At 71.2% G+C, this 26,224-nt stretch carries 20 protein-coding genes; 7 read left to right on the top strand and 13 right to left on the bottom strand.

Annotated elements, in window-relative coordinates; genetic code table 11:
- Window position 1: 1 nt before the first annotated feature.
- From Sru01_RS01030 to Sru01_RS01020, 3 genes are read left to right on the top strand one after another with little or no spacing between them, the layout of a single operon-like run.
- Complete coding sequence (locus Sru01_RS01030) at window positions 2–1,039, top strand: YihY/virulence factor BrkB family protein (protein WP_239136686.1); 1,038 nt, start codon at window positions 2–4, stop codon at window positions 1,037–1,039.
- A gap of 49 nt (window positions 1,040–1,088) precedes the next feature.
- The gene (locus tag Sru01_RS01025) at window positions 1,089–1,901 is read left to right on the top strand and encodes a phosphatase PAP2 family protein (RefSeq protein ID WP_239136684.1); all 813 of its coding nucleotides are present in this window, start codon (window positions 1,089–1,091) and stop codon (window positions 1,899–1,901) included.
- Complete coding sequence (locus Sru01_RS01020; protein ID WP_203981892.1) at window positions 1,885–2,622, top strand: phosphatase PAP2 family protein; 738 nt, start codon at window positions 1,885–1,887, stop codon at window positions 2,620–2,622. Before Sru01_RS01025 ends, Sru01_RS01020 begins: the two co-directional genes overlap by 17 nt.
- 64 nt (window positions 2,623–2,686) lie before the next feature.
- Here Sru01_RS01020 and Sru01_RS01015 read toward each other — a convergent pair whose 3' ends face one another.
- Window positions 2,687–4,360 carry a RecQ family ATP-dependent DNA helicase gene (locus Sru01_RS01015; protein WP_203981891.1) on the bottom strand — a complete coding sequence of 558 codons (1,674 nt, stop codon included), beginning with the start codon at window positions 4,358–4,360 and terminating at the stop codon, window positions 2,687–2,689.
- 154 nt (window positions 4,361–4,514) lie between these two features.
- Window positions 4,515–6,794 (bottom strand): glycoside hydrolase family 3 N-terminal domain-containing protein, encoded by a 2,280-nt coding sequence (locus Sru01_RS01010; protein ID WP_239136683.1) that lies wholly within the window; start codon window positions 6,792–6,794, stop codon window positions 4,515–4,517.
- 299 nt (window positions 6,795–7,093) lie between these two features.
- Between Sru01_RS01010 and Sru01_RS01005 the strand changes: the two genes are divergently transcribed.
- Both Sru01_RS01005 and Sru01_RS01000 read left to right on the top strand, forming a co-directional pair.
- Window positions 7,094–7,495 (top strand): hypothetical protein, encoded by a 402-nt coding sequence (locus Sru01_RS01005; RefSeq protein ID WP_203981890.1) that lies wholly within the window; start codon window positions 7,094–7,096, stop codon window positions 7,493–7,495.
- Window positions 7,492–8,796, top strand: coding sequence for an ImmA/IrrE family metallo-endopeptidase (locus tag Sru01_RS01000; protein WP_203981889.1), 1,305 nt, complete (start codon window positions 7,492–7,494; stop codon window positions 8,794–8,796). Before Sru01_RS01005 ends, Sru01_RS01000 begins: the two co-directional genes overlap by 4 nt.
- A gap of 27 nt (window positions 8,797–8,823) precedes the next feature.
- On the opposite strand, the gene Sru01_RS00995 is transcribed toward Sru01_RS01000, so the two are convergent.
- The 3 genes from Sru01_RS00995 to Sru01_RS00985 all read right to left on the bottom strand — a co-directional run bounded on the left by Sru01_RS00995 (window position 8,824) and on the right by Sru01_RS00985 (window position 15,079).
- A complete protein-coding gene (locus tag Sru01_RS00995; RefSeq protein WP_239136681.1) occupies window positions 8,824–9,393 on the bottom strand; it encodes a C40 family peptidase in 570 nt (189 codons plus the stop codon).
- A 220-nt stretch (window positions 9,394–9,613) separates the two neighbouring features.
- The gene (locus Sru01_RS00990; protein WP_203981888.1) at window positions 9,614–11,959 is read right to left on the bottom strand and encodes a glycoside hydrolase family 9 protein; all 2,346 of its coding nucleotides are present in this window, start codon (window positions 11,957–11,959) and stop codon (window positions 9,614–9,616) included.
- Between the two features lie 237 nt (window positions 11,960–12,196).
- A complete protein-coding gene (locus tag Sru01_RS00985; protein ID WP_275412127.1) occupies window positions 12,197–15,079 on the bottom strand; it encodes a glycoside hydrolase family 48 protein in 2,883 nt (960 codons plus the stop codon).
- 763 nt (window positions 15,080–15,842) lie between these two features.
- Between Sru01_RS00985 and Sru01_RS00980 the strand changes: the two genes are divergently transcribed.
- Complete coding sequence (locus Sru01_RS00980) at window positions 15,843–16,052, top strand: DUF6158 family protein (RefSeq protein ID WP_203981886.1); 210 nt, start codon at window positions 15,843–15,845, stop codon at window positions 16,050–16,052.
- Window positions 16,053–16,130: 78 nt separating this feature from the next.
- On the opposite strand, the gene Sru01_RS00975 is transcribed toward Sru01_RS00980, so the two are convergent.
- The 8 genes from Sru01_RS00975 to Sru01_RS00940 form a co-directional block, all read right to left on the bottom strand.
- On the bottom strand, window positions 16,131–17,444 hold the full coding sequence (locus Sru01_RS00975) for an ice-binding family protein (protein ID WP_203981885.1): 1,314 nt from the start codon (window positions 17,442–17,444) through the stop codon (window positions 16,131–16,133).
- A gap of 266 nt (window positions 17,445–17,710) precedes the next feature.
- On the bottom strand, window positions 17,711–19,300 hold the full coding sequence (locus tag Sru01_RS00970; RefSeq protein ID WP_203981884.1) for a cellulase family glycosylhydrolase: 1,590 nt from the start codon (window positions 19,298–19,300) through the stop codon (window positions 17,711–17,713).
- Window positions 19,301–19,593: 293 nt separating this feature from the next.
- Window positions 19,594–21,099 (bottom strand): serine/threonine-protein kinase, encoded by a 1,506-nt coding sequence (locus Sru01_RS00965; protein ID WP_203981883.1) that lies wholly within the window; start codon window positions 21,097–21,099, stop codon window positions 19,594–19,596.
- A 10-nt stretch (window positions 21,100–21,109) separates the two neighbouring features.
- Window positions 21,110–22,117, bottom strand: coding sequence for a LacI family DNA-binding transcriptional regulator (locus Sru01_RS00960; protein WP_203981882.1), 1,008 nt, complete (start codon window positions 22,115–22,117; stop codon window positions 21,110–21,112).
- A gap of 492 nt (window positions 22,118–22,609) precedes the next feature.
- Window positions 22,610–23,038: a large conductance mechanosensitive channel protein MscL gene (gene mscL / locus Sru01_RS00955; RefSeq protein ID WP_203981881.1), complete on the bottom strand. Its 429-nt coding sequence runs from the start codon at window positions 23,036–23,038 to the stop codon at window positions 22,610–22,612.
- Between the two features lie 91 nt (window positions 23,039–23,129).
- Entirely contained in the window at window positions 23,130–23,378 is a 249-nt protein-coding gene (locus Sru01_RS00950) for a DUF397 domain-containing protein (protein WP_239136679.1), read from the bottom strand.
- Between the two features lie 726 nt (window positions 23,379–24,104).
- Window positions 24,105–24,317, bottom strand: a complete 213-nt coding sequence (locus Sru01_RS00945; RefSeq protein WP_203981879.1) for a DUF397 domain-containing protein — start codon at window positions 24,315–24,317, stop codon at window positions 24,105–24,107.
- Window positions 24,318–24,680: 363 nt separating this feature from the next.
- A complete protein-coding gene (locus Sru01_RS00940; RefSeq protein WP_203981878.1) occupies window positions 24,681–25,529 on the bottom strand; it encodes a helix-turn-helix domain-containing protein in 849 nt (282 codons plus the stop codon).
- Between the two features lie 369 nt (window positions 25,530–25,898).
- Between Sru01_RS00940 and Sru01_RS00935 the strand changes: the two genes are divergently transcribed.
- Window positions 25,899–26,207 carry a hypothetical protein gene (locus Sru01_RS00935; protein WP_203981877.1) on the top strand — a complete coding sequence of 103 codons (309 nt, stop codon included), beginning with the start codon at window positions 25,899–25,901 and terminating at the stop codon, window positions 26,205–26,207.
- Window positions 26,208–26,224: the final 17 nt, after the last annotated feature.

Here is a 26,224-nt window from a genome sequence, read left to right as displayed (position 1 = left end):
GGTGGGCACCGCCACCACGGTCCCGGAGACCCGGACCATGAGCGGCGAGGAGCTCGGCGCCGACGACGCCTGGGTGACCATGCGCCGGTACGGCGGCTGGCACCTGGTACGCGACTCCTTCACCCGCTTCCGTTACGGCGACGGGTTCAGCAACTCCCGGGCCCTCGCCTTCCAGATCTGCCTGGCGGTCATCCCGGCGGGCATCGCCGCGGTGGGGCTGAGCTCGGTGCTGCACCAGGAGCGGCTCGGCAAGGTGGTGCAACTGGTCATCCACGAGGTCGTGCCGCTGTCCGGGGCGGACGTCGTGGAGAACGCGCTGGCCGCCAGCCGGCGGCACGCCGACGACGGCGGCGCCATCGCGCTGCTGTTCGGCCTGGTGACCGCGGTGGTCGCCCTCACCACGGCCATGGCGCAGGTGGAGCGGGGCGCCAACCGCATCTACGGGGTGGAGCGCGACACGCCGTTCAAGCTCAAATACGCCAAGGCGATCGCCATGGCGGTCACCGCGGGTTCGTTCATGACCCTGGGCTTCGTGATCATGGTGGGCGGCCGGTCGCTCGGCACCGCCCTGGCCGAGGTGTACGACTGGGACGACACCGCCGAGATCGCCTGGATGCTGGCGCGGTGGCCGGTCGGTTTCCTGCTGGCCGTGCTGTCGGCCTCGGTGCTGTTCCGGGCCGCCCCCCGGCGCAAGCAGCCCGGCCACAGCTGGCTGGCGATCGGCGCCGTCGTCTCGCTGACGTTGTGGACCCTGTTCAGCTGGGCACTCACCCTGTACATCGAGAACAACGGGTCCTTCGGCCGCACCTACGGCCCGCTGACCGCGGTGATGGCGCTGATGCTCTGGTCGCTGCTCAGCTCGGTGGCCCTGTTCCTCGGCCTGGCGTTCGCGGCCCAGCTGGAGGCCTGCCGGGGCGGGGCGGGCGGTGCGATCACCCCCGATCCCGGTCCCGGTGCCCGGCAGGGCGGGCAGCACGCCACCCAGTCCACCGGGACCGGCTGGCCCGCGAACGAGCCGGAGGAGCGGGTGGGGACATGAGCGCGCCGAACGGCCCGCCCGGCGGCGGAACCGGGGGAAGGGGTTCTTCATGAAAGCGATGCGAACGGCGGGACCGGCCGGTGGCTTCGGCCGGCGCTGGTTCGGCCGGCGGACGGACCGGGACCGGCGGCTCGGCCTGCGGCTGACGCTGGCCTCCGGCGCGCTGTTCCTGGTGCTGGTGCCGTTCACGCTGCTGCTGGTGCTGGTGGAGACCGCGTTCGAGCCGCTGAACGACCTGGACGAGAGCGTCGCCCGCACCTTGCACGCCTACGCGCTGGAGCACCCCGCCTGGGTGCGCCTGCTGTCGGTCTGGACCGACGTGTTCGGCCCCAACACCTGGCGGGTGCTGGTCTGCCTGGCCGCGGCCTGGCTGCTGTACCGGCGGGCGCCGCGCCTGGCGATCTGGGCCCTCACCACGATCACCGTCGGCGGGCTGCTCGGCCTGGCGCTCAAGGTGGTGGTCGCCCGCGCCCGGCCGCACCTGCCGGACCCGGTGGACCTGGCGCCCGGCGCGTCCTTCCCGTCCGGGCATGCGGTCAACGTGACGCTCGGCGTCGGGATCCTGATCCTGCTGATCCTGCCGCTGCTCGGCCGCCGGCAGCGGGTGGCCGCCTGGATCATCGGCGCGCTGCTGGTGCTGAGCGTCGCCTACACCCGGGTGGCGCTCGGGGTGCACTGGGTGAGCGACGTGACGGCGGGCGTGGTGTTCGGCGTCGCCGTGGTCGCGGCGACGACCGCCGCATTCGAGACGTGGCGCCGGGAGATCGGGCGCCGGCCGGCCGAGCCGCACCGGGAAGGTGTCGAGCCGGAGGCCAAAGATGATATTTCACCGAAGGGACGTGCATATGGTCAGCGACGTTGAAGCGGCGTCACGGACGTCCGGCCGCGCGGGCTGGACGGAGAAGGTGGCCGCGGTGGCCCGCTTCATCCTGCTCCCCCTGGCGCTGCTCGCCGCCGTGACGCTCGGGCTGGGCTGGCTGATAATGAAGCCGCTGCACGCCGAGGTGTCCGGCGAGGTGGCGTTGAACGAGGCGTTCGAGCAGGACCGAACGCCGCTGCTGAACGATCTCACGCACTACGGCTCCATGCTGTCGGACACCCCCGTGATCATCGTGCTCACCGCCATCGCGGCGATCGCCTTCCGGCTGGTCTTCAAGCGCTGGCGCGAGTCGGTCTTCCTGGTGGTGGCCGTGTGGAGCCAGAACCTGGTCTTCCTGCTGGCCACCTACTTCGTGGAGCGTCCCCGGCCCGGCGTCCACCACCTGGACCCGGCGCCGCCCACCTCCAGCTTCCCCTCCGGACACACCAGCGCCGCGGTCGGCTTCTACGTCGGGATGGCCGTCGTCCTGGCCCTGCACACCCACCGCCACACCGCGCTGCGGGTGCTGTGGTGGGTGCTCGGCCTGGCCGCCCCGCTCATCGTGGCGGTGTCCCGGCTCTACCGCGGCATGCACCACCTGAGCGACGTGAGCTGGGGCCTGGTGCTCGGCTTCGTCTGCGTGGCCGTCGCCGCCTACGCCATCCTCGGCACCCCCTGGCGGCCCGGCGGCCGCCGGCCGGAGCCGAGCGCGCTGACCGGCTGACCCGGTCCCGCCGCACCCGGCGGAGCCCCGGCGGTGACGTCACCGCCGGGGCTCCGCCGTTCCGTCACTCGGCCAGGGTGAGCAGGCCGTCGCGCTCCACGGCCTCCAGGGAGAGGGTCTTGTAGCCGACCTCCTCGAACATCACGGTCACCCGGTCGGGATCCCGGCTCATCACCACGCCCGGCCCCCACGCGCTGTGCCGCACCTTGGCGTGCATTGCGAACGGCCCGTCCGCCGCGGCCGCGGCCGCCGGCCGGCCCGCCGCGGCCGTCCCGGAGCGGCAGGTGTCGCAGTTCCCGCACGCCCGCTCGAACGGCTCCCCGAAGTACTCCAGCAGCAGCCGCCGCCGGCACCCGGTGGTCTCGGCGTAGGCCCGCATCATGTCGATCCGCGACTCGTCCACCCGCCGCCGGGTCGCGTCCAGCTCGACCGCCTCGGCGGCCGCCCGGTCCGGATCCGGCCCGTCGGGGTCGGGCCGCAGGTCACCGCGCCGGGTCACCGCCACCGCACCCACCCGCTCCAGCAGGTTGACCAGGCCGGTGAGCTTGGACGGGCCGACGTCCAGCAGCTCCCGCAGCTCGCGCGCCGGGACGGTCCCGCCGTGCTCGTGCACCAGCGTCGCCACCCGCCGCAGCAGGTCCTCGTCCACCCGGCTGCCGGCGAAGAACCGGCGAATGCCCAGGTCCTCCGGCCGGTAGAACAGCACGGCCTCGGCCGGCTCGCCGTCCCGCCCGGCCCGGCCGATCTCCTGGTAGTAGGAGTCGAGCGACTCGGGCGGATCGGAGTGCAGCACGTACCGGACCTGAGGCTGGTCGATGCCCATCCCGAACGCCGACGTGGCCACCACCGTGTCGAGCTCGCCGTCGCGGAACCGCTCGTGCACCCGGTGCCGCTCGGCCGCCTTCATCCCCGCGTGGTAGTACTCCGCGCGCCGGCCCGCCTCGCGCAGCGCCGCCGCGTACTCCTCGGCGGCCCGCCGGGTCGCGACATAGATCAGGCCCAGCCCGGGCCGGGACGCCGCGTCCTCGACCAGGGCCCGCCGCTTGGACTCCTTGTCGACGAAGCGGCGCACCTGCAGGTCGATGTTCGGCCGGTCGAACCCGCGGACGATCACCCGCGCGTCGCCGAGTCCGAGGGAGGCGAGGATGTCGTCGCGGACCAGCGGGGCGGCGGTGGCGGTCAGCGCGGCCACCGGCGGGTGGCCGAGCGCCTCGATGGCCTTGCCCAGGCGCAGGTAGTCGGGGCGGAAGTCGTGTCCCCAGGCGGACACGCAGTGCGCCTCGTCGATGGCGATCAGGGACGGTCGCGCTTCGCGCAGCCGGTCGATCGTCTCCGGCTTGACCAGTTGCTCGGGCGCCAGGAAGACGAACTCCGCCTGGCCGGCGCGGATCTTGTCCAGCGAGGCGTCGCTCTTGCCGTCCGACTGCGCCGAGTTGACCGCGACGGCACCGCCGGCCTCCACGCCCCGCAGCCCGGCCACCTGGTCGCGCTGCAGGGCGATCAGCGGGGACACCACGATGGTCGGTCCGTCCAGCAGCAGCGCCGGTATCTGGTAGACCGCCGACTTGCCGCTCCCGGTGGGCATGACGACCAGCACGTCGTGGCCGTCGAGCAGGTGCTCCATCGCCTCCTGCTGGCCGGGCCGCAGTTCGTGCCAGCCGAACGCCTCGCGGGCCACCTTGTGCAGCGAGCGTGCCTTGCGCCCGTACCGCCGGGTGGCCCTCTTCACCAGATCCATGGCGATCCGTCTCTGTAGTCCCTCGGCGCGCCGGCGCTCGTCACGCCTGGCGCGCGCCGGAGATCTCCGGCGCTGGACCCATTGCCCCGTATGCGGAGGGCTACGCCCGCCGGCCCGCCGGCCGGGCCGGCGGGCCTGGGCGGCCGCCTGCGGATCAGGCCGTGGAGCAGCGCACCCCGTTCAGCGTGAAGGCGGCCGGCGGGGAATTGGTCCCCGCGAAGGCCGCGGTGAAGCCGAACGAGGTACCGCCGCCCGCCGGGATCCGCGCGTTGTAACCGCTGTCGGTCGCGGTGACCTGGGCGCCGCTCTGGGTGACGCGGGCGTTCCAGGCGTTGGAGACCCGCTGGTCGCCGGGGAAGGCGAAACCGAGCGTCCAGCCGTCGACCGCGGCGCCGGTCACCCCGATCGTCACGTCACCGTTGAAGCCGCCCTGCCACTGGCTGCTCACCTTGTAGGTCACCCGGCACCCGAAGGCCCCACCGGTGGGCGTGGGGGTCGGGCTCGGGGTGGGGCTCACGCTCGGCGTCGGCGTGGGGGTCGGCGTCGGCGTGGGTGTGGGCGTCGGGGTGGGGGTGCCGTAGGTCAGCCCGTGGCCGTAGGGGAACAGCGGCTGCTTGCCGTCGCCCACGTTGATCGGCTGCTGGCCTATAGAGCCCATCCAGGTCATCGGCAGCCTTCCGGTGGGCGCGTGGTCGCCGAACAGCACGTCGGCCACCCCGCCGCCCTCGGTGCCCGGCAACCACGCCGCCACCGCGGCGTGCCAGCCGCCGATCTGCCCGGCGATGTCCATCGGCCGCCCGGCCACCAGCACGACGACCACCGGCACCCCGGCCGCGCGGAGCCGGGAGATCGTGGCCAGGTCGGCGGAGTCCAGGGCCAGCGACGTGCGGTCGCCCTCTCCCTCGGCGTACGGTGTCTCGCCCACCACCGCGACGGCCGCCCGGTAGGAGGAGTCGATGCCGCTGCCGTCCCGGCTGTAGGTGACGGTGGTCCCCGATCCGGCCTTCTCCCGGATGCCCTGCAGGATCGTGGTGCCGGGAGTGATCGGGCCGGACGAGCCCTGCCAGGTGATCGTCCAGCCACCGCTCTGGTTGCCGATGTCGTCGGCGTTCTTGCCGGCCACGAAGATCTTGCCGCCGCTCTTCGGCAGCGGCAGCAGCCCGCCGTCGTTCTTCAGCAGCACCTGCGACGCGCGCACCGCCTCGCGGGCGAGGGCCCGGTGCGCGGTGCCGCCCACCGTCCCGGCGTACGACCGGTCGGCCAGCGGCTTCTCGAACATGCCGAGCTCGAACTTCTTGGTGAGGATGCGCCGGTTGGCGTCGTCGATCCGCGACATCGGCACCCGCCCGGCCTGCACCTCCGACTTCAGCAGCGAGATGAACTTCTTGTAGTCGGTCGGCACCATCACCATGTCGATCCCCGCGTTGATCGCGGTGGTGACCTCGGCGGCGGTGAAGCCGGTGGCGCCGTCCAGCTGGTCGATGCCCGCCCAGTCCGTCACCACGAACCCGGAGAAGCCCAGCTCGCCCTTGAGCACGTCGGTGATGAGGTACCGGTGGCCGTGCAGCTTCTGGCCGTTCCAGCTGCTGAAGGAGATCATGACCGAGCCGACGCCCCGCTGGACGGCGGCGCGGAACGGCGGCAGGTGGATCGCCCGCAGGTCGGCCTCGCTCAGCCGGGTGTCGCCTTGGTCCTTGCCGCCGGTGGTGCCGCCGTCGCCCACGTAGTGCTTGGCGGTGGCCAGCACCGAGGCCGGGCCGCCGAGCGAGGGCCCCTGGAAGCCGGTGACGATGTCCGCCATCTGGCTCACCGGCTGCGGGTCCTCGCCGAACGACTCGTAGGTGCGCCCCCACCGGTCGTCCCGGGCCACGCACAGGCACGGCGCGAAGGTCCAGTCGGCGCCGGAGGCCGTCACCTCCTCGGCGGTGGCCCGGCCCACCCGCCGCACCAGGTCGGGGTCGCGCGTCGCGCCCAGCCCGATGTTGTGCGGGAAGATCGTCGCACCCACCATGTTGTTGTGGCCGTGCACGGCGTCCACCCCGTAGATCATCGGGATGCCCAGCGGGGTGGACAGCGCCTGCCGCTGGAAGCTGTCGTACATGTCCGCCCAGCCGGCCGGCGAGTTCGGGGACGGTACCGAGCCGCCGCCCGACAGCACCGACCCGATGCGGTAGGTCGCCAGGTCCGACACCGGGTTCAGCGCGGCCCGCTCCGCCTGCGTCATCTGCCCGACCTTGTCGTCCAGCGACATCCGGCCCAGCAGGTCGTCCACCCGGGCGGCCACGCCGAGGCCCGGATCCTGGTACGGCAGCACGCCCACCGCCGTCGCCGGCCGGCCCGGCTCCACCACGCCGAACGTCGCCAGCGTCAGCACCACCAGCACGGAGATCTTCAACCTGCCGGCCCACCGGCGGGAGCGGTCAACGACACCCATGTTCGCCTCCTCGCTGTCGCCGCGACCGTAGGAACGGCCGTTTCCCCCGGTCAAATCCACCCCGCAGCCACCCCCGCCCACCTGCGAACCCACCGGAAACTTTCACCCGGCCAACCCCGAACCGCCCTTCCGGCGGTGCCCCTTCGGCCAACAGGACATATGACAAATGATGGTGAAGCCGATGACTCTCCCGAACCATCGCTAAAGGAGCATTATTTACTACATACGAGTGAACAGACATAGGTGGCTAAAACCATTTTCAGCTGCACCGTCGCCCGGCCGCCGGTAATAGTGACCCCATGCGCGCCCCCCATCGTCGCCGTCCGCTCCGTCGGGTCCGCACCTCACCGCCGGAAGGTGTGGCGCTGAAGGAACTCGCCGAGCGCGTCTCCTACGTTGGCAGCGCTGAGCACAAGTCGTATCCTTCGTTCGCCGGGCAGCCCAGGCTGCGGGCGGACGCGAGCAAATATGACCCGAAACTCGCTGATCCAGCGCGGATAACCGAGTGGTTGCGCGAGACGGTCGCGCAGGGCAACGTGGGTGCGCCTTGGGAGGGAGACTTCCCTCGGTACGCATGGCATCGCGTGAACGATGTCGTGTACGAGGCGAGACTGGTCAATAGGGAACTCGGGCAGTACAAGGGATACCCGCTCGGTCCGGAGGAGTGGCCGGAGACATTCGGCGAGGACGGTGGACGGTGACAACGACGCCGGAGTTGAGAATCCGCTGGGAGTGGGAGGCGCCACCTCCGGTGCGGTTGCCGGAACATCGCGTCACCTGGGCACGGATCGAGATCGCGGTGGGCGGCGACCACATCACCCTGGTGGAGGACATTCCCTCAGGAAGCTCCCGGCGGTCCGTCTATTGCCCGCTTTATCCGATCGCGGAGTGGCTGGCCTACAACTGGTGGTTCTTGCGGGCCGATGCCCGCCCCGCCCGGACGCTGGGAGTGCGGTCGGGCATCTGGCATGACCCCCAGATGCTCCGCCGGCACTGCGTGCGCGCCAGCGGTGACGGGTTCCTGTGGCCGGAGTTGCTGATCATTCCAGAGGGGGGTCAGACGCATCTGCTCTGGCGCGAGGATCGCCACGTGCCGGCGACCCGGCCGATTCGCTTCCTGTCCCGGGGAGAGGCGTTCGTCGACGGCCCATCGATCACGGAGGAGTTGGGCCATCTGATCTCCGCCGTCCTGACGCGGCTCGCCGAAAAGGGGATCTCCGATACTCCCCTGGAGAAGGAGTGGGCCGCCATCCAGCAGGCGGAGCCGGAGGAAGTGGAATTCTGCCTCGCGGCGGCCCGGCTGGGTCTGGATCCATACGCCGAGGCGGGACCGTACGAGGATCTGATCATCGCTGCCGCCGGCGAGATGCCGCCGGCGATGTTCGGTGACTTCCTGGACGCCGTCGACCCGGTGCGCATGGCCGAGGCACTGGAGTGGATACAGCGCGCTCGCACGGAGATCGGAACGGCACGGAACGCCCCCGCGGCGCTGGATCTCCGTCCGGCGATGGGCGTTCCACGGCCGTCGCCAGGGCATCGGCCGTGGGAGAAGGGATGGGCCCAGGCGCGAATGGTGCGCCGTGCGGCCGGCGTTCCGGACGAGGACGTCTTCCCGCTCGACGCGTATGTCGCCGCCGTAGAACGGCCCGCCGTCGATCGTGGCCTGCAGGCCGTCGGCGGAGCGGCGGAGGAAAGGGGACCGTCCGTGGTGGTGGCGAGCGGACGGGCGGCCGGTTCCCGGCGGTTCACGCTCTCCCGGGCGCTCTGGCACCACGTGTGGGAACCGGAACCGCTCTTCCTCGTCACCACCGCCGCGACCGACCGTCAGCAGGTGGAACGGGCGTTCGCCGCCGAGTTGCTGGCGCCGGCCGCCGGTATCCGGGAGATCGCCGGGACGCCGGTGGAGACGATGACACAGGAGGACCTGGGCACCCTTGCCGAGCATTTCCAGGTGTCGGAGAAGGTGATCGAGCACCAGGTCGAGAACCAGCTGCTCGGCTGAGTTGTCGGGCTCCGGGCAGGGCGGCGGTCAGCCTTCGTAGCGGTAGTAGCCGGCGAGGTCGGGCAGCACGGTCACCGGGTCGGTGCGGATGGTGGTGCCGGTGCGCAGCGCGTTGATCATCATGCCGCCACCGATGTAGATCCCGACGTGGTGGGTCCGCACCGTCCGCTTGCGCACCTTGCCGAAGAAGACGAGATCGCCGGGGCGGGCGGCGGCCGTCGGGACGCGCCGCAACCGGCGGACGTGGTCGTCGGTGGTGCCGCCGCCGAGCACGTCCCGGTCGAAGGCCAGGCGGTACACCCAGCGGACCAGCCCCGAGCAGTCCAGGCCGCGGGTGGTGGCCGCCGGGCAGGGGCGGACGCTGCCGCTGTATCCCTCGCAGGTGCCCAGGGAAGGGCCGGCGTCATCGCCGTGGCCGCCGCCCCACACGTAGGGGATGGCCCCGCCGGGCCACTCCGCGGTGCGCCCGCCGCCGGCGATGGCCAGGGCGATGGGCACCACCCGCTCCGGGCCGTGATCCACCACGAGCAGCGGTGCCGAGCCCGCCGCCAGTGCGATGATGCCAGAGATGATCAACACCCGGCCGGCGCGCGCCACCGCCACTCCCGTCCCTCGCCCGAACGCGTCAACTCGATTCTGAGCAAAGAACGATCATTTATTGCGGGTTTTCACAGAATCTCACTCTTGGTACAGAGTGCTGTGACCCCGTCCGCAGGGGACGGCGCGGCTGGGAAGGGTGCCCGGCCGGGCTTCGCGGGAGGCCCGGCCGGGCCGCGGTCTCGCGCTCCCAGGGCTTGTCGAGACCACGTTCAAGGGGCTAGGACGGCCGGCAGGTCACCGTGGGGACCGCGTTGGTGCCGTTCTGGCTCGCGGTGAAGCCGAACGCCGCGGAGCCGCCGGCGGCCAGGTTGCCGTTCCAGCCGATGTTCCTCACCGTCACCGCCGCGCCCGACTGGGTGTGGCTGCCGTTCCACAGCTGGTTGATCACCTGTCCGTTGGCGAACGTCCAGGAGACGGTCCAGCCGGTGATCGGCGTGCTGCCGCTGTTGCGCACCGACACGTCGGCCTGGAACGCGCCGCCCCACGAGCTGGTGACCGTGTAGGTCGCCTGGCACGCGGTGCCCGGGGTGGGCGTCGGCGTCGGCGTGGGGGTCGGGGTGGGGGTCGGGGTGGGCGTGGGGGTCGGGGTGGGCGTGGGGGTCGGAGTCGGGGTGGGAGTGGGAGTGGGGTTCGGGCCGGTGCCCGGCGGCTCGCCCCAGATCCGGGTGGTCCCCGAGTAGAGCGGGATGCGGGTCACCGTCACCGGCGTCGCGCCCGGGGTGGTGGCCACTCCGGTGTAGGACCAGTCGTTGGACGGATCCCACGAGCCCGACGAACTGGCGATGCGGAACTGCACCTCGCGCCGCGACTCCGACTGGCCGGCCGGTGCGATCGTCTGGCCGGAGCAGTCGATGGTGACGTAGTAGATCGCACCGGAGTACTGCGTCGGCCCGGTCGGCGGCTTGCACTGGTTGTAGGCCGACGACAGGGTGATCTGCGCGGGGGTGGTGTCGCCGTCCAGGCTGAAGTAGTAGCGGAACGACCCGTCGGTCAGCGCGCGGGCCGGCCACGCCGAGTGGTTCACCACCAGCGCCTTGATCTCGGTGTAGGTGCTCCCCGCGGAGTTCACCGACGCCTGCAGGTAGATCTCCGGCCCGTCCGGCGTCTCGGCGACCGGGAAGTTCGCCGCCGCGGCACCACCGTACTCCTGGTACAGCCGGGCCAGCGCGCCGGTGAAGGCGGCGTTGTAGTCGGTGGCGACCTCGTTCATCACGTAGTCGCTCCGGCTGTCGGCGTAGGCGTCGTCCGGCGACTTCGGCCCGCCGACCAGCGCGCCGTACAGGGTGTGCCGGGTCGGCGCCGGCTCCTGGAGGTTGTTGGTCCAGGTGCCGTGCGCGGTCCGGTGGTGCGGGTTCTTCGGGGGGTTGGCGCCGAACCCGACCATGTAGGAGGACTTGCGCGGGTTGTCGCCGAGCGCGTAGTTGATCTGCCGGACAGCGAAGTCGTGGTAGCGCGCCTTGCGCGTCGCGTCGGTCCGCCAGTCGCTGTAGACCAGCGCGACGAACGAGGTGTTCGCGGCGTAGCGCAGCGAGCCCCAGGAGTCGAGCACCGCCTGGCCGCCGGGGGAGTAGTTCACCCGGGCGCCGTTCACGCCGACGGTCCAGAAGTCCAGCCAGCGGTCGGCGTCGTCAATGTACTTCTGCTTGCCGGTCAGCCGGGCCAGCAGCACGTAGGCGCCGTACGACTTGTCGTCCCAGGCGATGGTCCACTTGTAGGACCGGATGGTGCTCTGCGGCTCGGTGCCGAGGGTGTCGTAGTACGACTCGGCCTTGGCCAGGTACGCCGCGTCACCGGTGGCCCGGTAGAGCCAGGCGGCGCCCCAGACCAGCTCGTCGTTGAAGCCGCTCCAGGACTTGTAGTAGCCGGCGGCGTCGGTGATGCAGTCGCTGTACTTCTTCCGCACCGTGTCGGCGAAGGTGTACAGCTGCTTGGCGTGGGTGACCAGCTTGTCGGCGTAGGCGGGGTCGGTCGGGCGGAACACCATCGAGGAGGCCGCCATCGCGGCCGCCGTCTCGCCGGCCAGGTCGGACCCGCCGCAACTGGCGTCGATCTTGTACGCCGGGCGGGCCATCGGCATGACCTCGGCCGACCCCCACCAGGCGTGGTCGGTGCCGCCGTTGCCCACCTGGCCGTACAGCACATTGGGGGAGGGGTGGGCCTTGATGAAGTAGTCGTTGACCCACTTCAGGTTGTCCAGCAGGTAGGGAAGCTGTCCCGAGTTCTGGTAGGCGGCGCGGTACTCCACCCCGCCCCAGGCGAGCATCGTCGCGCTGGACGCCATCGGCAGCCCGAACTTGACGTGGTCGCCGGCGTCGTACCAGCCGCCGGTGAGGTCGAGGCCGGCGTCCTTGCCGTCGTTCAGCCCCGAGTCGCCGCGCCAGTTGACGCGGTTGGTCGCCGGCAGGTCCCCCGAGCGCTGCGCCTCGTAGAAGAACAGCGACTTCTGCAGGGCCTCGCCGTAGTTGAAGGCCGGGGCGGCCGCCGCGGAGGAGGTGAGCACCGGGAGGAAGGTCACCGCCGCGGCCAGTGCCGCCACGCCGGAGATGGTGCTTCTGAGGGACATCGAACGCCTCTCGAACCGGGAGTGCTGCGGGCCGGGCCCGCCTTCGGCAGGAGCGGGGCGCGGTGGGGGTCAGGCCCACCGCGTCCCGCCGGGAGGGACCGGCCCCGGCGGTCAGGGCGCCGGGGCCGGTCCCCGGGTCGCGGCGGCGTGTCAGGCGCCACCGCGGCCCGTTTCTCGCTCCGCCTCCCGGCCGGCGCGTGGCGTGTCAGGCACCGCCGCGCCGGCCGGACGGCCGGATCAGGGGAACAGCCGGCCGTACTCGGCGAGGGCGACGGCGACGTCGACCTGCGCCCAGAACCGGTGGTAGTTGAACGTCGGGGCCGGGCCCGTGCCGTTCAGGTAGGCCTGGACCTTCGGCCAGTCCGGGTCGTTCTTGTAGAACGAGCGGATGGAGATGAAGGTCGAGCTGGAGTTGATCGGGTCGCCGTTCGGCATCTTGCCGCTCCAGCCGGCCGGGACGTAGATCGGGTCGTCCAGGCGGTTGTAGTCGGCCTTGGTCTCCGGCAGCGACACACCCTTGCTGTCCTGGTGCTTCCAGACCCCGTCCAGCAGCGCCTTGGCCATGTTCTTCGCCGCCGTGTTGTTGGCCTTGGCGGCGTAGTACATCAGAGCCTTGGCGTAGGAACCGGCCACGCCGACGTCGGTGGTGTAGTCCACGACCGAGACGTGCAGGCCGGCGTTGTTACCCGGGCTGGCGGCGTTCCAGGTGTCCGGCTGGCCGGTCCACCGCAGGGTCGACGGCATCTGGTAGGAGCCGTCGGCGGCGATGGTGGTGTTGGCCATCGCCCAGGCGACCCACTTGTCGAGGACCGTCTTGGCCATGGCGTTGCCGGTGGCGTAGTAGAGCTCGGCCACCCGCTCCATCGTCCAGGCCTGGAAGCCGAACCACTGGTTGGACGGCGGGTCGTGGTAGACCGGCTGCCAGTCGTAGGCCATGCCGTAGAAGGTCGGCGTGCCGGCCGGCGGAGCCGCGTAGTGGCCCTGCCAGCTGTTGGTCGCGCCACCGGCGATCGCGCCCTCGGTCGACTGCAGCCAGCGGTAGAACTCCATCTGGCGGGTCAGGCTGGTGCTCCAGTCGGTGACCGCGGTCGAACCCTTGGGCTTGAGCACGTCCACGTTGGACAGCGCCCACGCGGCGAGCGGGTTCTGGTAGCCGGAGTGGTTGTGGCTGGAACCGATCCGCCAGGCCCAGCCGGCGGAGGTGTCCAGCGCGCCGCCCCAGGCGTAGTACCAGGACAGCAGGTAGGCGGAGCTGTCCTTGCCGGTGCCCGCGGCGCAGGAGGTGCTGGTGCAGCCCTGCTTCTTGAAGTACTTGTCGTACATCGCGTAGCGGAGGTAGTCGCCCATCTTCGCGGCCTTGGCGACCGTGGCGGAGATCTGCGACTCCTTGCCCTGCGCCTTGGCCCAGGTGTGCGCCCAGTAAGCGACCTGGATGGCGCGCGCGTCGGCGTCGGGGGCGTTGGTGTACTTCCACTGCTTGGCGTAGGAGGCGTCACCGGTGAACAGGTCCAGGTAGCCGTTCGGGCCACCGAACTTGAAGGCGTCGCAGGACGGCTGCGGGATGGTCTCGAAGACCGACTCCTCCGGGCCGCGCTGGTAGGTGTTGATGTAGGCGGGGCGGGTGGTGCCGTCGCCGCAGCGGCCGAACCCGTAGGTGTTGTCCACGTCCAGCAGCCAGTGCATGCCGTAGATGTCGCTGGTGCCGTAGGCGCTCTTCAGCTCGCCCGCGATCGGGTCGACGCCGACCGAGACGCCGCCGTCCAGCTTCGACGGGTACTGCTTGATGTCGTCCCACTCGCCGGCGTAGGTGGCCGGCTTGCTCGCCTGGTAGTACGAGTTGGTGGGCTGGTCGGCCGTGGCCGGGATGATGTACTTCTCCATCGTGGCCCAGGCGTTGTTGAAGTTGGTCCACGTGCCGGTGACCTGGCCGTACACCGCCTCCAGCCACAGGAAGTAGCTGAACGCCTCGGAGGTGGTCTCGTGGCCGTGGTCCGGCGCCTCCACCATCAGGGTCTCCACCGAGTGGTAGGGGACGCCCTCGGGGGAGAAGTAGCCGTTCGCCGGGTCGTGCAGCTTGTTGTACATGGTGGTGAACCGCTGCACGTACTCGTTGCCACCGCTGCTGCCGTCGTTGTCGGCCTCGGTGGCGGTGAACGAGTCACCGGTCCAGCCGGAGGCGGACAGGTTGAACGTGGCGCTGCCGGAGGTCTCGTCGGCGTCCTCGGCCGCGCTGACGGTCGCGTTCTGCGCGGTGTTCCAGTTCGACGTGGTGAAGGTCATCGTGGCGGGCGAGACCGTGAGGTCGGCGTCGCCGCCCGACGCCTTGGCGATGCCGACCGTGACGGTGGAGGTCGGGGCCTGCGAGAGCTTCACGCCGACGGTGGCCTCGCCGCCCTCGGCCACGACCACCGTCTTGGGGCTGACCACGATGCTGGGCTGGGAGGTGCCGGCCACCGTGACGCCCACCGGGGAGGAGGTGGTGCTGGCGCCGGAGTTGTCGGTCGCCTTGGCGGTCAGCGAGTAGCTGCCCGCGGCCACCCCGGTCCAGGTGTAGGTGTACGGCGCGGTGGTGTCCGAGCCGAGCAGCGTGGTGCCGTTGTAGAAGTCGACCTTGCTGACCGTGCCGTCGCTGTCGGCGGCGGTCGCGGCCAGGCCGATGGTGGCCGGCGCGGTGAACGTCTGGCCCGCGCTCGGCGAGGTCAGGCTCACGGTGGGCGGCTGCGGGGTGGGGGTGGTCCCGCCGTTGCAGGTCACGCCGTTGACCGTGAACGAGGCCGGCTTGGCGTTGGTCCCGCTGTAGGTGCCCTGGAAGCCGATGTTCGTCGACTGCCCGTTGCTCAGGTTGCCGTTCCAGCTCGCGTTCCGCGCGGTGACGGCGGTGCCGCTCTGCGACCAGGTGGCGCTCCAGCCGGAGGTGATCCGCTGGTTGCCGGCGAAGTTGAAGCCGAGGGTCCAGCCGTTCCAGGCGTCACCCTTGTTGGTGATCTTGACGTCGGCGGTGAAGCCGCTGCCCCAGTCGTTGGTGGTGTAGTCGACCGAGCAGGCGACGGCGGCGGAGGCCGGTGTGGAGGCCAGGAGGGTGAAAACGCCGGCCGCGAGGCCGGTGAGCGCCACCCACACGCCGCGACGCTTCGCGCGCGATCGTGGGAGCGCTCCCGCTCCTACCGATGATGTTGACATTCCGGAGGTACTCCAAAGTGAGAAAGGGTGATGAGTGGTACGGAAGTTCGCGCTGCGTCGGTCGGAGACCGGGAGGGGAAGGGGTCAGTTGATGGGAGCGCTCCCACATCGGATTCTGGTGAGCGGCGCAGAGATGTCAATGACATGTCCGGCAGATTTCCGCCGATGTCCGGCCTCATCAGCGGCGGCCTGCCCGTTCTCGCCTCCGGGCCCGAATCGGCGCCCCCGCATGGTTGAAACTTTCAGGTTCCGGCGGTGGTGGTGGCGGCCCGCCGATCCGCCCCTTCCGGCCGGCCGGGGACGCCGGCCCGGGAAGCCGGAAAACCTCGCTTCGCGGCTCCGATGGCGCAAGAAATAACCCGCCTATCCGGAGAATCGGCGAAAGAAGCGTGGTCTGCCGGGCGGGCCGGTTCGGGCCCCACCGGGGCCGGCGCCCGTAAGCCGGCCGGTGACAGCCGGTCACAGATCGCGGACAGTTTGCTCACAAAGTGTGAGCAACGCCACATCTCGTCGATCGGCGGCCGGCGCCGCCGCCGGCCGCGGGCCGGAACGATCTCACGTTCACCCAGGTCAGCACGGCATTCCCCTGATCGCGGAGCGCTGAGTGACGGGAGATCCACTCACTGTGTGGATCCCTTGCTGTGACATATGCCGCCCTTGTGGCGGGTGACGGCACTCGGTGTCCGGGTGCAGGGTGGAACCCATGAACAGATCCGATCCGAGAAACCTGAGCGTGCGAGACCTCCGCGATGAGCTTCGCCAGCTTGAGGAGTCATGGATGGCGACGCTGCTGCACGGCTCCGAAGACGCCCTCGACGAGTTCGCCGTCCGCACCGGTGAACTGGAGGAGGAGTTCGACCGGCGCCGCGCCGGGGAAGGGCCCGCCGTCCCGCCGGATCCCAGCGGCAACTGACCGGCGTCTTCGCCGGTCCGCCCCCTGGCGGCCGCCGTCCGCCGTCCGCCGGCGGACGGCGCCGCCCGCGGCCGATGCTCAGCGCAGGCGCGTGACCACGGGCGCCGAGACGCTGGAGTGGTGACCGGCCGACCCCGCGTAGCGGGCGGTGATCTCATGGCGTCCCGGTGACACCGGCAGGGAGAACCGGGCGTGCCCCCGGGCGTCGAGCCGGGCCGCGCCGACGCCGATCCCGTCCCGGGTGAAGATGACCTGGCCGGCCGGTGGCCCGTCCGCGGCGCGTACCGTGGCGACCAGCCGCAGCGGGCCGGCGTCCTTGCCACTGGCCGGGTCCAGTACCGCCAGGATGGTCACCGTGGCCTGACCGGCCAGCGGTACCGCACAGGGCGGCGTGGTGATGGTGTTCCCCTGCAGCGACACGGTCGCGTCCCGCCCCGCGAGCACCCGGCCCTCGACCCTGGCGCCCGTCCCGAGCCGCGCACCGCCGCGCGCCAGCAGCGTGCCGCGGAAGTCGGACCGGGCGCCCAGGCGGGCGACGTCCTCGGTCACGACCATGACATTGCACGGTTGCGCGGCGCCGCTCAGCGTGATCGAACTGCCGGGTTCGGTGGTGAACGACCGGCCGCGGAAGACGAACAGCGCGTCCGGATCGCCGTGCGCGTCCAGCGTCACGTTGCCGGTGAGCGTGAAGCCACCGGTGGTGGAGACGTACACACCCGGTCGCAGCGCGGGGCGGCTCCGGGACGGCGTGATGGTGCCGGTCGCCCGCCGCCGGCTCAGGTCGGCGTAGGCGGCGGCGAAATCCCGGCGGGCCTGCCGGGCGGCCGCGTCGCCCAGGTGCCGCGCGCCGGTCACCTCGCCCGGGTCCAGGCCACCGGCTGTGCGGCCCGGGCTGATCGCGAGATCGCCGAGCACCCGGTTGCGGCCGCCGGCCGTGGGCGGGATTCCGGCCAGCACGGCGAACCGGCCGGCCGCGCCGAGCGCCCCCGCCGGACGTGCCCGGCCGCCGGACGGCCGGTCGGCCGGCGGGGCCACCACGGGCGGCCGGTCGGCCGGCGGTGCCATGACAGGCGGCCGGTCGGCCGGCGGTGCCATGACAGGCGGCCGGTCGGCCAGCGGGGCCACCACGGGCGGCCGGTCCTCGGCGGGCGGCAGGAGGTGCGGCGGGTTCCCGAGCGGCGCCGGCTCCAGCGGGCGCACCGGAGGCCGGCCGGTCGAGGGCGGCCGGCCCGGGTCGGCGGGGGCCGGCGGTGGCGGCTCGCCCCTCCCGCTGCCGGCCAGGGCCGCCGCGCCGGCCGGACCGGGGGCCAGCAGGGCCGCTCCGGTGGCCGTGGCCAGCAGCGGCCGGGTGATTCGCCGCACCGTCCGCGTCCGCGATCCGCGATATTCCATAACACGCTCCTCGGCATTGTCAGTACCATGTGGAAAGCGCGTCGATGGCGGACGCGCCCCGACATGTCACCGTACTGAGCAGCGTGTTCTCGCTCCGGCTACGACATGCGCCACCAGGGAAACCGCGGACCGGCCGTTTCTCCGGCCGAGGGTGCGTGGCTCCGATCTCGGCCGTTCATCGCTTTACGGAATGCTCCTGGAATTTCCGAATATGGCGTCAGAAAAGCGCGGTATATAGAAGAACGGCCGGCCGCGAAGATCGCCGCCTACGCGCAGGTGAAGGCGGTCGGGGCGGGAGTGGACGGCCCGTTGGCGGTGAAGCCCACCGACACCGACTGGCCGGCCGCCAGGTCCGGCGCGTGGCTCGGCGCCTTGGCGGTGATGGTGGTACCGCTCTGGGTCACGGTGGCGTTCCAGCCGCTGCCCAGGGTGACCCCCGAGGGAACCGTCCAGCGCACCGACCAGTTCTTCCAGGTGGAGGTCCCGGTGTTCTTCAGTACCAGTTCCGCCTGGAACCCGCCGTTCCACGCGTTGGTGACCGTGTAGGTGGTGCCGCAGGAGACGGTGCCGCCCTGGGTCGGCGTCGCCGACGGTGACGGGCCGCCGGGCCCGGTGCCGCCGCCGGTCGGCGGGATGAGGTACGGCTGCAGGATGCTCTGCTTGGCCTGGTCGACGGTCGCCCAGTCGTCCTTGAGGATGCCTCCGGTGTCGCCGGAGTTGGGGTTCCAGGACCAGTAGGTGAAGGACATGCCGTTCACCCCGGTGCCGGTGTACTTCATCAGTTCCTGCAGCCAGATCCGGTCGGTCTCGCTGGCCATGGTGGTGCCGAACTCACCGATCATGATCGGGGCGATGTTCTGCTTGTGGATGTAGCCCCAGAACCGGTCCCAGATGGCCGGCATGTTCGCCGGATAGGTCGGGTCGTCGAACCAGGTCTGCCGGAAGACCGAGGTGGCGTACTCGTGCGGGGAGTAGACCAGCCGGTTGGCCACGTTCAGCCGCACCGGGTAGTCCTTCGCCTTGGACAGGTTGCCACCCCACCAGCCGCACGGCTCGTCGGGGATGCCGTCCCAGGCGTTGGCGTTGCCGCCGCTCGGGCAGCTCACCCCCTCGACGAAGATCAGCCAGTTGGGCTGCACCGACAGGATGGCGTTGCCGGCCCGCTCGGCCGCCAGCCGCCAGTCGCGCGCGCTGTCGCCGCAGCCCCAGCAGGAGCCGGTGCTGTTGGGCTCGGTGCCGTCGGCGTGCGGCTCGTTGTGCAGGTCGGCGCCGATCACGGTGGTGTTGCCCGCGTAGTGCTGGGCGAGCGACTTCCAGTTCGCCAGCCAGGTGCTCTCCGGCACGGCGGAGGTGTACCAGAGCGCGGTCTGGCCGGCCGAGGTGGGCCGGTGGCGGTCCAGGATGATGCGCATGCCCTTGCTGCCGGCGTAGTCGACCACCTTGTCGAGGATCTGCAGCGGCGACAGGCCGACCAGGTCGGGGTTGCTGTAGGTGTTCACGCTGGTGGCGACGGCGCCCGGCTTGATGGCGTCGTCGGAGAAGGGCACCCGGATGGTGTTGTACCCGAGGCTCGCCATCAGGTCGAGCTGGTTGCGCCAGGGGTTGTTCGCCCACAGACCGTGGAAGGTCTTGTTGTCGGTCTCCATGCCGAACCAGTTGATACCGGTCAGTCGCACCGTCGCACCGGTACTGTCGACGATCTTGTTGCCGCTGGTGTGGAGGTAGCCGGTGCCGGTGCCGCCCGCCGCCTGGGCGGGTGCCGAACCAAGGGTGACCGCCAGCGCGGTGGTGGCGGCGGTGGCGGCGACCGCGGTGAGCGCGGCCTGCCACCTCCGCCCGATCCAGGGTGACTTCATACGGGTGCCCTTCGTGGACGTGGTGGGCGCGGTGGGCCGCCGGGGGCGAGGCCGGCCGCGGCCGAAGATCGCCGGCCGCGTACGGGCGGCCGGGACGGGACCGGCCGCGTGGGCGGGCCGGCCGCTGGTCATGCTTCGGCGAGCGGTTCGGCACCGTCAACCGGGAGCGGATCCGCCGGCGCGGTGACCTGCGCGGCGTCATGTAACTTTCAGCCCGCGATCGGGCCGGACGGCGGACCGGCCACCGGGCGGAGGGGACGCCTGGTGGCCGGTCCGAGGTACGTGCCGGCCGGTCAGGCCGTTTTCTGCAGGATCGTGCTGATCAGCCGGAGTTCCTGCTCCAGTTCGGTCCGCGCGCCGGCGGACAGCGCGCCCTCCTCGAACCGGGTGGCCACCTTGCCGCGCACGTCGTCGAGTCCCTGGACGGGGTCGACGGAGGAGTCGCGCAGCGTGTTCCGCAGGACCTGGTGCAGGTCCAGGGCGACGTCCGGGCGGATGTCCCCAGTCGATTCGCCCGCGCGCAGCGCCGCGTTGAACCTGCCCACCGCCTGGTCGAGGCTGGGCAGTGCGGTGGCCGCCGGTGCGGCCCGCGGGCTGCGGCGCACGGCCGGCCCGGCGTCGCCCGCGGAGAACTTCTTCGGCTTCCCGGCCTCCGGCGGGGTGACCGCCTGGGGCGCGGGCGCGGTGACGGTGACGGTGGGCTGAGAGCGCTCCCTTTCCGGCCGGTCGGCGACCGGTTCGGCGGAGGCCCGTGACGCGGCACCGCCCGTCTCCCGGGGTCCTGGTTCCCCGGGGGTGGACGGGCCGCCGGCGGACGGCATCGGCGTGGCGGGTGGATAGCTGTCGAAGGCCGCGACGACCGGCGCGGAGAAGTCCGGCTGCAACCACAGCAGCAGGGCGCTCCACGAGGTCAGCACGGCCGCGGCGACGGTCACGATCCTCGCCCGCCGCGCCCACGGGGACGGGCCGGCCGGGGTCTCCGGCTCCCGTAGTGCGGCGGTGAGCACGTCCGCCACGTGCTGCGCGCTCGGCCTGGCCCCCGGCTCGTGGGCCAGGCATCCCGCGCACAGCTCGGAGATCTCCGGGGGCAGGCCGGGAACGTCCGCCGGCACCGGCGGCGGGCCGGTCCGGCAGGCCGACTCGACCGCCTCCCAGGTCGTCTCCGGGTAGGGCGGAGCGCCGGTCAGCATCTCGAAGATCAGCACACCGAGCGCGTACACGTCCACCGCGGGGTGCGCGGCGGCGCCGGTGAGCCGCTCGGGTGCGACGTACGGCGGGGTGCCGTAGTCGGCGAGACGCTGGTCGACCTGCTCGCCGACGAAGGCCGCGATGCCGAAGTCCAGCAGCTTCGGGCCCTCCAGGGTGAGCAGCACGTTCTCGGCGGTGACGTCGCGGTGCACGATGCCGCGCTGGTGGGCGGCGGCGAGCACCTTGGCCACGGTGAGGCCGATGGTCGCCGCCTCCCGCCAGGGCAGCGGCCCCTCGTCGATCCGCTCGGACAGCGGCCGGCCGTCCAGCAGGCGCATAACGACGTAGGCGGCCAGCCGTCCGCGGTCGGTGACCGTCTCGCCGTAGTCGTAGACCTCGATCGCGTCCGGATGGATGAGGCGGGCGGTGGCCCGCGCCTCCCGCCGGATGAGATCGCGCCCGCCGTGGTCGGACATGCAGCCGTCCAGCACCTTGATGGCGACCGTCCGGTGCAGCGACTGGTCGAATGCCCGCCAGATGGCGGACATTCCCCCCGTGGCGATCTGCTCGACCAGCCGGTACCGGCGGGTGAGCACATCGCCTTCCTGCATGCCCCCGGTATCAAGTGGATTCACGTACCACCAGCTCCGTGGGAAGTATGGGGTTGCCGTGCGGGACGTCGTCGGGGTTGGTGATGGACATGAGCAGCATGCGCGCGGTGAGGATGGCGAGCTCCTCGACCGGCTGGCGGACGGTGGTCAGGGTGGGCGTGGTGTGCCGGGCCAGCGGGGCGTCGTCGAAACCGATGACCGCCACGTCGTCCGGCACCCGGCGCCCGGCCCGGCGCAGCGCCTGCATCGCCCCGGCCGCCATCGGGTCGGAGGCGGCGAAGACCGCGTCGAGGTGAGGGGAGCGCTGGAGCAGCCACTGCATGGCGTGCGCCCCCGAGGCGTGGGTGAAGTCCCCGTAGGCCACCGGGACGTCGGTCATCCCGGCCGCCTGCAGGGTTCGCAGGAAACCGTCCAGCCGGTCCCGGGCTCCGGGAAGCGTGGGCGGCCCGGCGATGACCGTGATGGCCCGCCGGTTGGTGAGTAGCAGGTGTTCGGCCGCCTGACGGGCACCGTCCCGGTTGTCCATGTCGACGAACGGGAGGTCGATGCCGTCCGGCGGCCGGCCGGCGCTGCGTACCGCGATGCCCGACGCGGCCAGGGTGACGGCGAGGGGATGCCGCTCCCGGGCGCCGGCCAGCAGCACTCCGTCGAAAGATCCGGTCACCAGGGGTGGTGCCGCGATCGTCGAGGTGGCCGAGGTGGCGGTCATGACCACGAAGGGCATGCCGTACCCGGTGAACACCTCGTCCGCGGCGGACAGGAGCCGCGCGTAGAACGGCTCGGAGAACATGCGTTGGGTGTGCTCGCAGATCACCGCCGCGACTAGCTGGTCGGACCGCCGGGCAGAGGTGCCCCGCGGTGCGCGATGCCGTACGTAACCCAGACGTGACATGGCGTCATGGACCTGACGGCGGGTCGATGTGCTCACCCGGACCGAACCGGTGAGCACTCGTGATGCCGTGGCGGGGGAGACCCCTGCTTCGGCTGCTACCTGGGCAAGCGTGGGCTGTTCGGCCATCCGGCTTCCTCCGCTTTCAAGGCATATCGCGAAGGCGTGGGAGCGCTCCCATTACAATAACAGTGTTTCTTGGGTGTCAACAGATGTTTCGGGTAAATGTTCCACGCCCGATCTCCCGAGCGATGTTACGGTCAGATGTCAGAGGATGAAAGGTCCCAGTCAGAAGTTGCTGGTAGAAGAGGTGATGACGGGCTTCCCGTCGCACCCGTGACCGAAGTGGTCTATACCGCAGAATGGGATGATAGGCCTGCTCGGGTCGCTCGGCCCGGACCGGGGCGGCCCACCCGCCGGAGCCGGCGCCAGGGGAAAAGTTACCAGCCTGTTACCCAATTCATCGGGTTTCGTGTGGTATGACAGGTTCTCGCGTCCTATGTCCGCGAATGCGAATTGTGAGCCGTTCAGCGGGAAAGTCGGAGGTCGCGGTAATGGACCGTTCCCACGGCTTCTTCCGTCCGGCCGCCCGCCGCCGGGGCGGGCGGCCGGGCGGCGCTCTCAGGCCGGCGGCCGGTCGTTCGCCGGCACCCGGCTGAGCTCTGCGGTGCAGAAGGCGCAGCGGCGGGCCTCCAGCGGGATGTCGCTCAGGCACTCCGGGCACTTCTTCTCGGTGGCCTGCTTGTCGCGGTCGAAGAAGGAGATCAACCGGGTCATCGGCATCACCACCAGCCAGTAGATGACCGCTGCGATGATCATGAAGGTCAGCAGGTGGTTGATGAAGTCGCCGTACTTGAACTCCGCTCCGTTGACGGTGAAGACGTACTTCGAGAAGTCCGGCTGCCGCCCGCCGGTCACCGCGGCGATCAGCGGGGTGATCAGGTCGGCCACCAAGGCCTGCACCAGCCCGCTGAACGTGGCGCCGATCACGACCGCCACCGCGAGCTCCACCAGGTTGCCGCGCATCAGGAACTTCTTGAAACCGCCCATCCTCGTATCCTCCAGGGAAGGCGAGCCGCCAGGGTGAGCCTTCCGGGCTACCCGCCGGGTGATCCGCAAACCAGGCCGGCGCCCCGATGGCTCAGGGGCCGTCCCGGTGGTCCCGGTCGTCGTTCCGGGGGCCGTGGTGGTCGCCCCGGGGGCCGCCGGCCGCGATCCGGTCGAGGTCGAACCGCCCGGCCTTGGCGGCGTCGATGAAGGAGATCCACTCCGGGCCGGAGTAGACGAGGACCGGGCCGTCGCCGCGCTTGCCGTCACGCACGCCCACCCATCCGTCGTCGTAGGCCACCTCGACGCAACTGCCGTTGTTGCACGCGGCATGCCATGTCACGTCATGGAAAGCAGGTCCGCCCGCCATCGGTCTCCCTCCACGGGACATTCACCGGAAATCGCTGTCGGGACGTTGGCACCGGTTAAATCATAGATGATGGCGGCGGAAATGAAACGGGTGCCGGTAAGGCATCGCGGACGATGATGGGGGGCGGGGCCCAGAACGCTCCGGCCGGATGCCCGGACGGCATTCGCCGGCGGGCGGGCCGGTTCGCCTTATGTACCAATCAATAGCCGCACCGAGGATTACGTCCGGCCGCTGACCGGATAACCGGAGAAGCCGTTTCGGGGAAAATAGGGATTCGCGCATCCGGCCGGCGAAGCCGGGCGCCGGTCGCGGCGGGGCACGCCGCGGCGGTCGGAGCGAGGAGGCGACGGGGCTCGCGTGCCGGTGGCGCCAGGGCGGGCGGGCGGGAAACCGCCGGGGCGCGGCGGGCGGCAGGTCGGAAACGGCGCCGGGAGCACCCGAAAGGCGGGTATTGCCGGTATTGCCGGAATTAGCGTCCGGCGCCGTCTGCTCGGCTGCGTTTCATCGGGATTCCACCGTCACGCATCGTTCGGGGAGCGTTCCCGCGGGACGTGCGCGCTCGTAGCGTCACCGCGTCCCGCGACCGCCGACCGTCAGGTCAGCCGCCCGGTCCCATCGGGGCGGCCGCCGCCGGTATCGCCGGGCCGTCCGGCCGGGCCGCCGCGCGGTCCGGGCGGCCGTCGCGGCACTCCGGCGGCCTCACAGGTCGAATTCGCCGGCCTTGACGCCCTGGACGAAGCTGCGGAACTCCTCCAGGGTGAATTCGAGCACCGGGCCGTCGCCGGCCTTGTTGTCGCGGATGCCGACGCCGCCGTCGGGAAGCTCGGCGACCTCCACGCAGGTGCCGTTGTTGCATTGGCCGGCGGCTCTCCAGTTCAGCCCGGAATAGCGCAAAACGTACTGCGACGTCATCGTCTCTCCTGATAAAGCGAGGCCGTCCCGCCGCGCCGCGCCCGTCCTGGGTCGCCGCCCTTCGCGGGCGCGACCGACGTGATCGGGCCGGATAAATAGGCATGAGCCCCCGCAGCAGGCATGGTCCGGGTGGACCGGCGCTGCGCGCGGGGGCTCCTGGTGATCATTTATCGCAGCTATCGGGGACATGTCAACATGATCAACAGCCTGAGCTGGTCGAAGTTCGCCACTTCTATCGGCGGCATCACCCCTCGGCTGGCGGGAAGTTAGCCTTTGCCCGATATGGAAGGGTTGGCGATTAATGTCAGACCCAACAGGCTGATTGGGTGTTTATCGCCATTTGTCGGAGGTGTGCCCTGATGGTCAGCCGGCGTACGAACGGCCCATCTCCGCGATCCGGGCGACCGAGTCGCGCGGGTTGAGGGCTGCCGCGCGCAGGTGGGTGATGACCTCGCGGAACCGCTCCAGCTCCCGGGGCTTCTCCAGGTAGAAGTCCCCCATCAGCGACTCCACGTACACGGTGGCCGGGATCAGATCGCCGGGGAACTCCAGCAGGATGAACATGCTGTCGAACCCGATGTGCGCGCCCACGGTGAAGGGGATCACCTGCACGATGATGTGCGGCATCTCGGCCAGTTCGACCACCCGTGCCAGCTGGGCCCGCATGGTCGCGCGGCCGCCGACGTGCCGGTGCAGCACTGACTCGTCCAGCAGCACCCAGCAGTTGGGCGGCCGGTCGCCCAGGTGGAGCCGCTGGCGCTTCAGCCGGGCGTCGACCCGCTCCTCCAGCACCTCCTGCTTGATCCGGGGCAGGCAGCCGCGGATCACCTCGCGGGCGTAGTCCTCGGTCTGCAGCAGGCTCGGCACGGTGGTGGTCTCGTACATCGTGATCGCCGAGGCCTCGGCCTCCAGGCCGATGTAGGGGTCGAGGTCGAGATCCTCGTACTCCTGCCACCAGCCGGTCTGCCGGGCCTCCCGCGCCATGGTGATGAGCGCCTCGGCCTCGGCCTCGTCGCTTTGGTAGATCAGGCACAGGTCGCGCACGTCGCGCGGGATGACGCTCCGCTGGGCCGTCTCGATCCTGCTGATCTTGGCGGGCGAGCACTCCAGGCGGTGCGCGGCCTCCTCGATGCTGAGCCCCGCCTGCTTGCGCAGCTCGCGCAGCCGGGTGGCGAGCTGGCGGCGCCGCAGGGTCGGATTCGGCCCGGCCATCCGCGCTCACCTCTTCTGGAAGGGTCACCCGGGCGGTCCGCCGCCGCTCGCCGGGGTGCGGACCGGTCGGCCGCCGGGAGCCAACCCTATTGGCCACGCCGTCACCCCCGGCGTACCCTTCGGGGACACTTTCCTATGGCAATTGCCAAAGGCGTTTGCCGGTGGCACGGGCAAGGGTAAAGAAATGGTAGCCCCCGACGCCGCGAACGCCGCCTCCGACGACCGGACTCTCGCGGTGGCGGCTCCGGCGGGGGCGCCGCGCGGACGGGGCGCGGCCGGATCGAGCGCGGGCCACGACGGCGCCGTGACCATCGCCGGGCCGGGGGGCTCGGCCGCAGTCCCACACCTGGAGCGAGAGGACGATCTTCGATGAATGTCAGCCCCGCCGGGATATCAGCCGGCCTGTGGGCGCTCGTCCGCGAGCACGCCATCACCCGCCGCCGCCGGCTCGGCGACGCGGTGTTCGCCGAGATCGACGGGTTCGCCTGGGTGCAGGGCTGGGAGATCAGCCGGCTCGGTACCGGGCACCGCTACCGCGACCCCCGCTTCGACCGGGTGGCCGCCTGCCGTACCTGCGGGGGCTCGGGAAAAGGGGAGTGCGGCGGGGCCTGCCGCACCTGTAAGGGGGACGGGCTGCTGAACTTCGTCGAGGCGCCCGCCGCCCGGCACCGCGTCTGACCACGCACCGCGTCTGA

The organism is Sphaerisporangium rufum (assembly GCF_016863395.1).
In the GTDB taxonomy this organism is placed as follows: Bacteria; Actinomycetota; Actinomycetes; order Streptosporangiales; family Streptosporangiaceae; genus Sphaerisporangium; species Sphaerisporangium rufum.
This window is presented reverse-complemented; position numbering and strand designations above follow the sequence as displayed.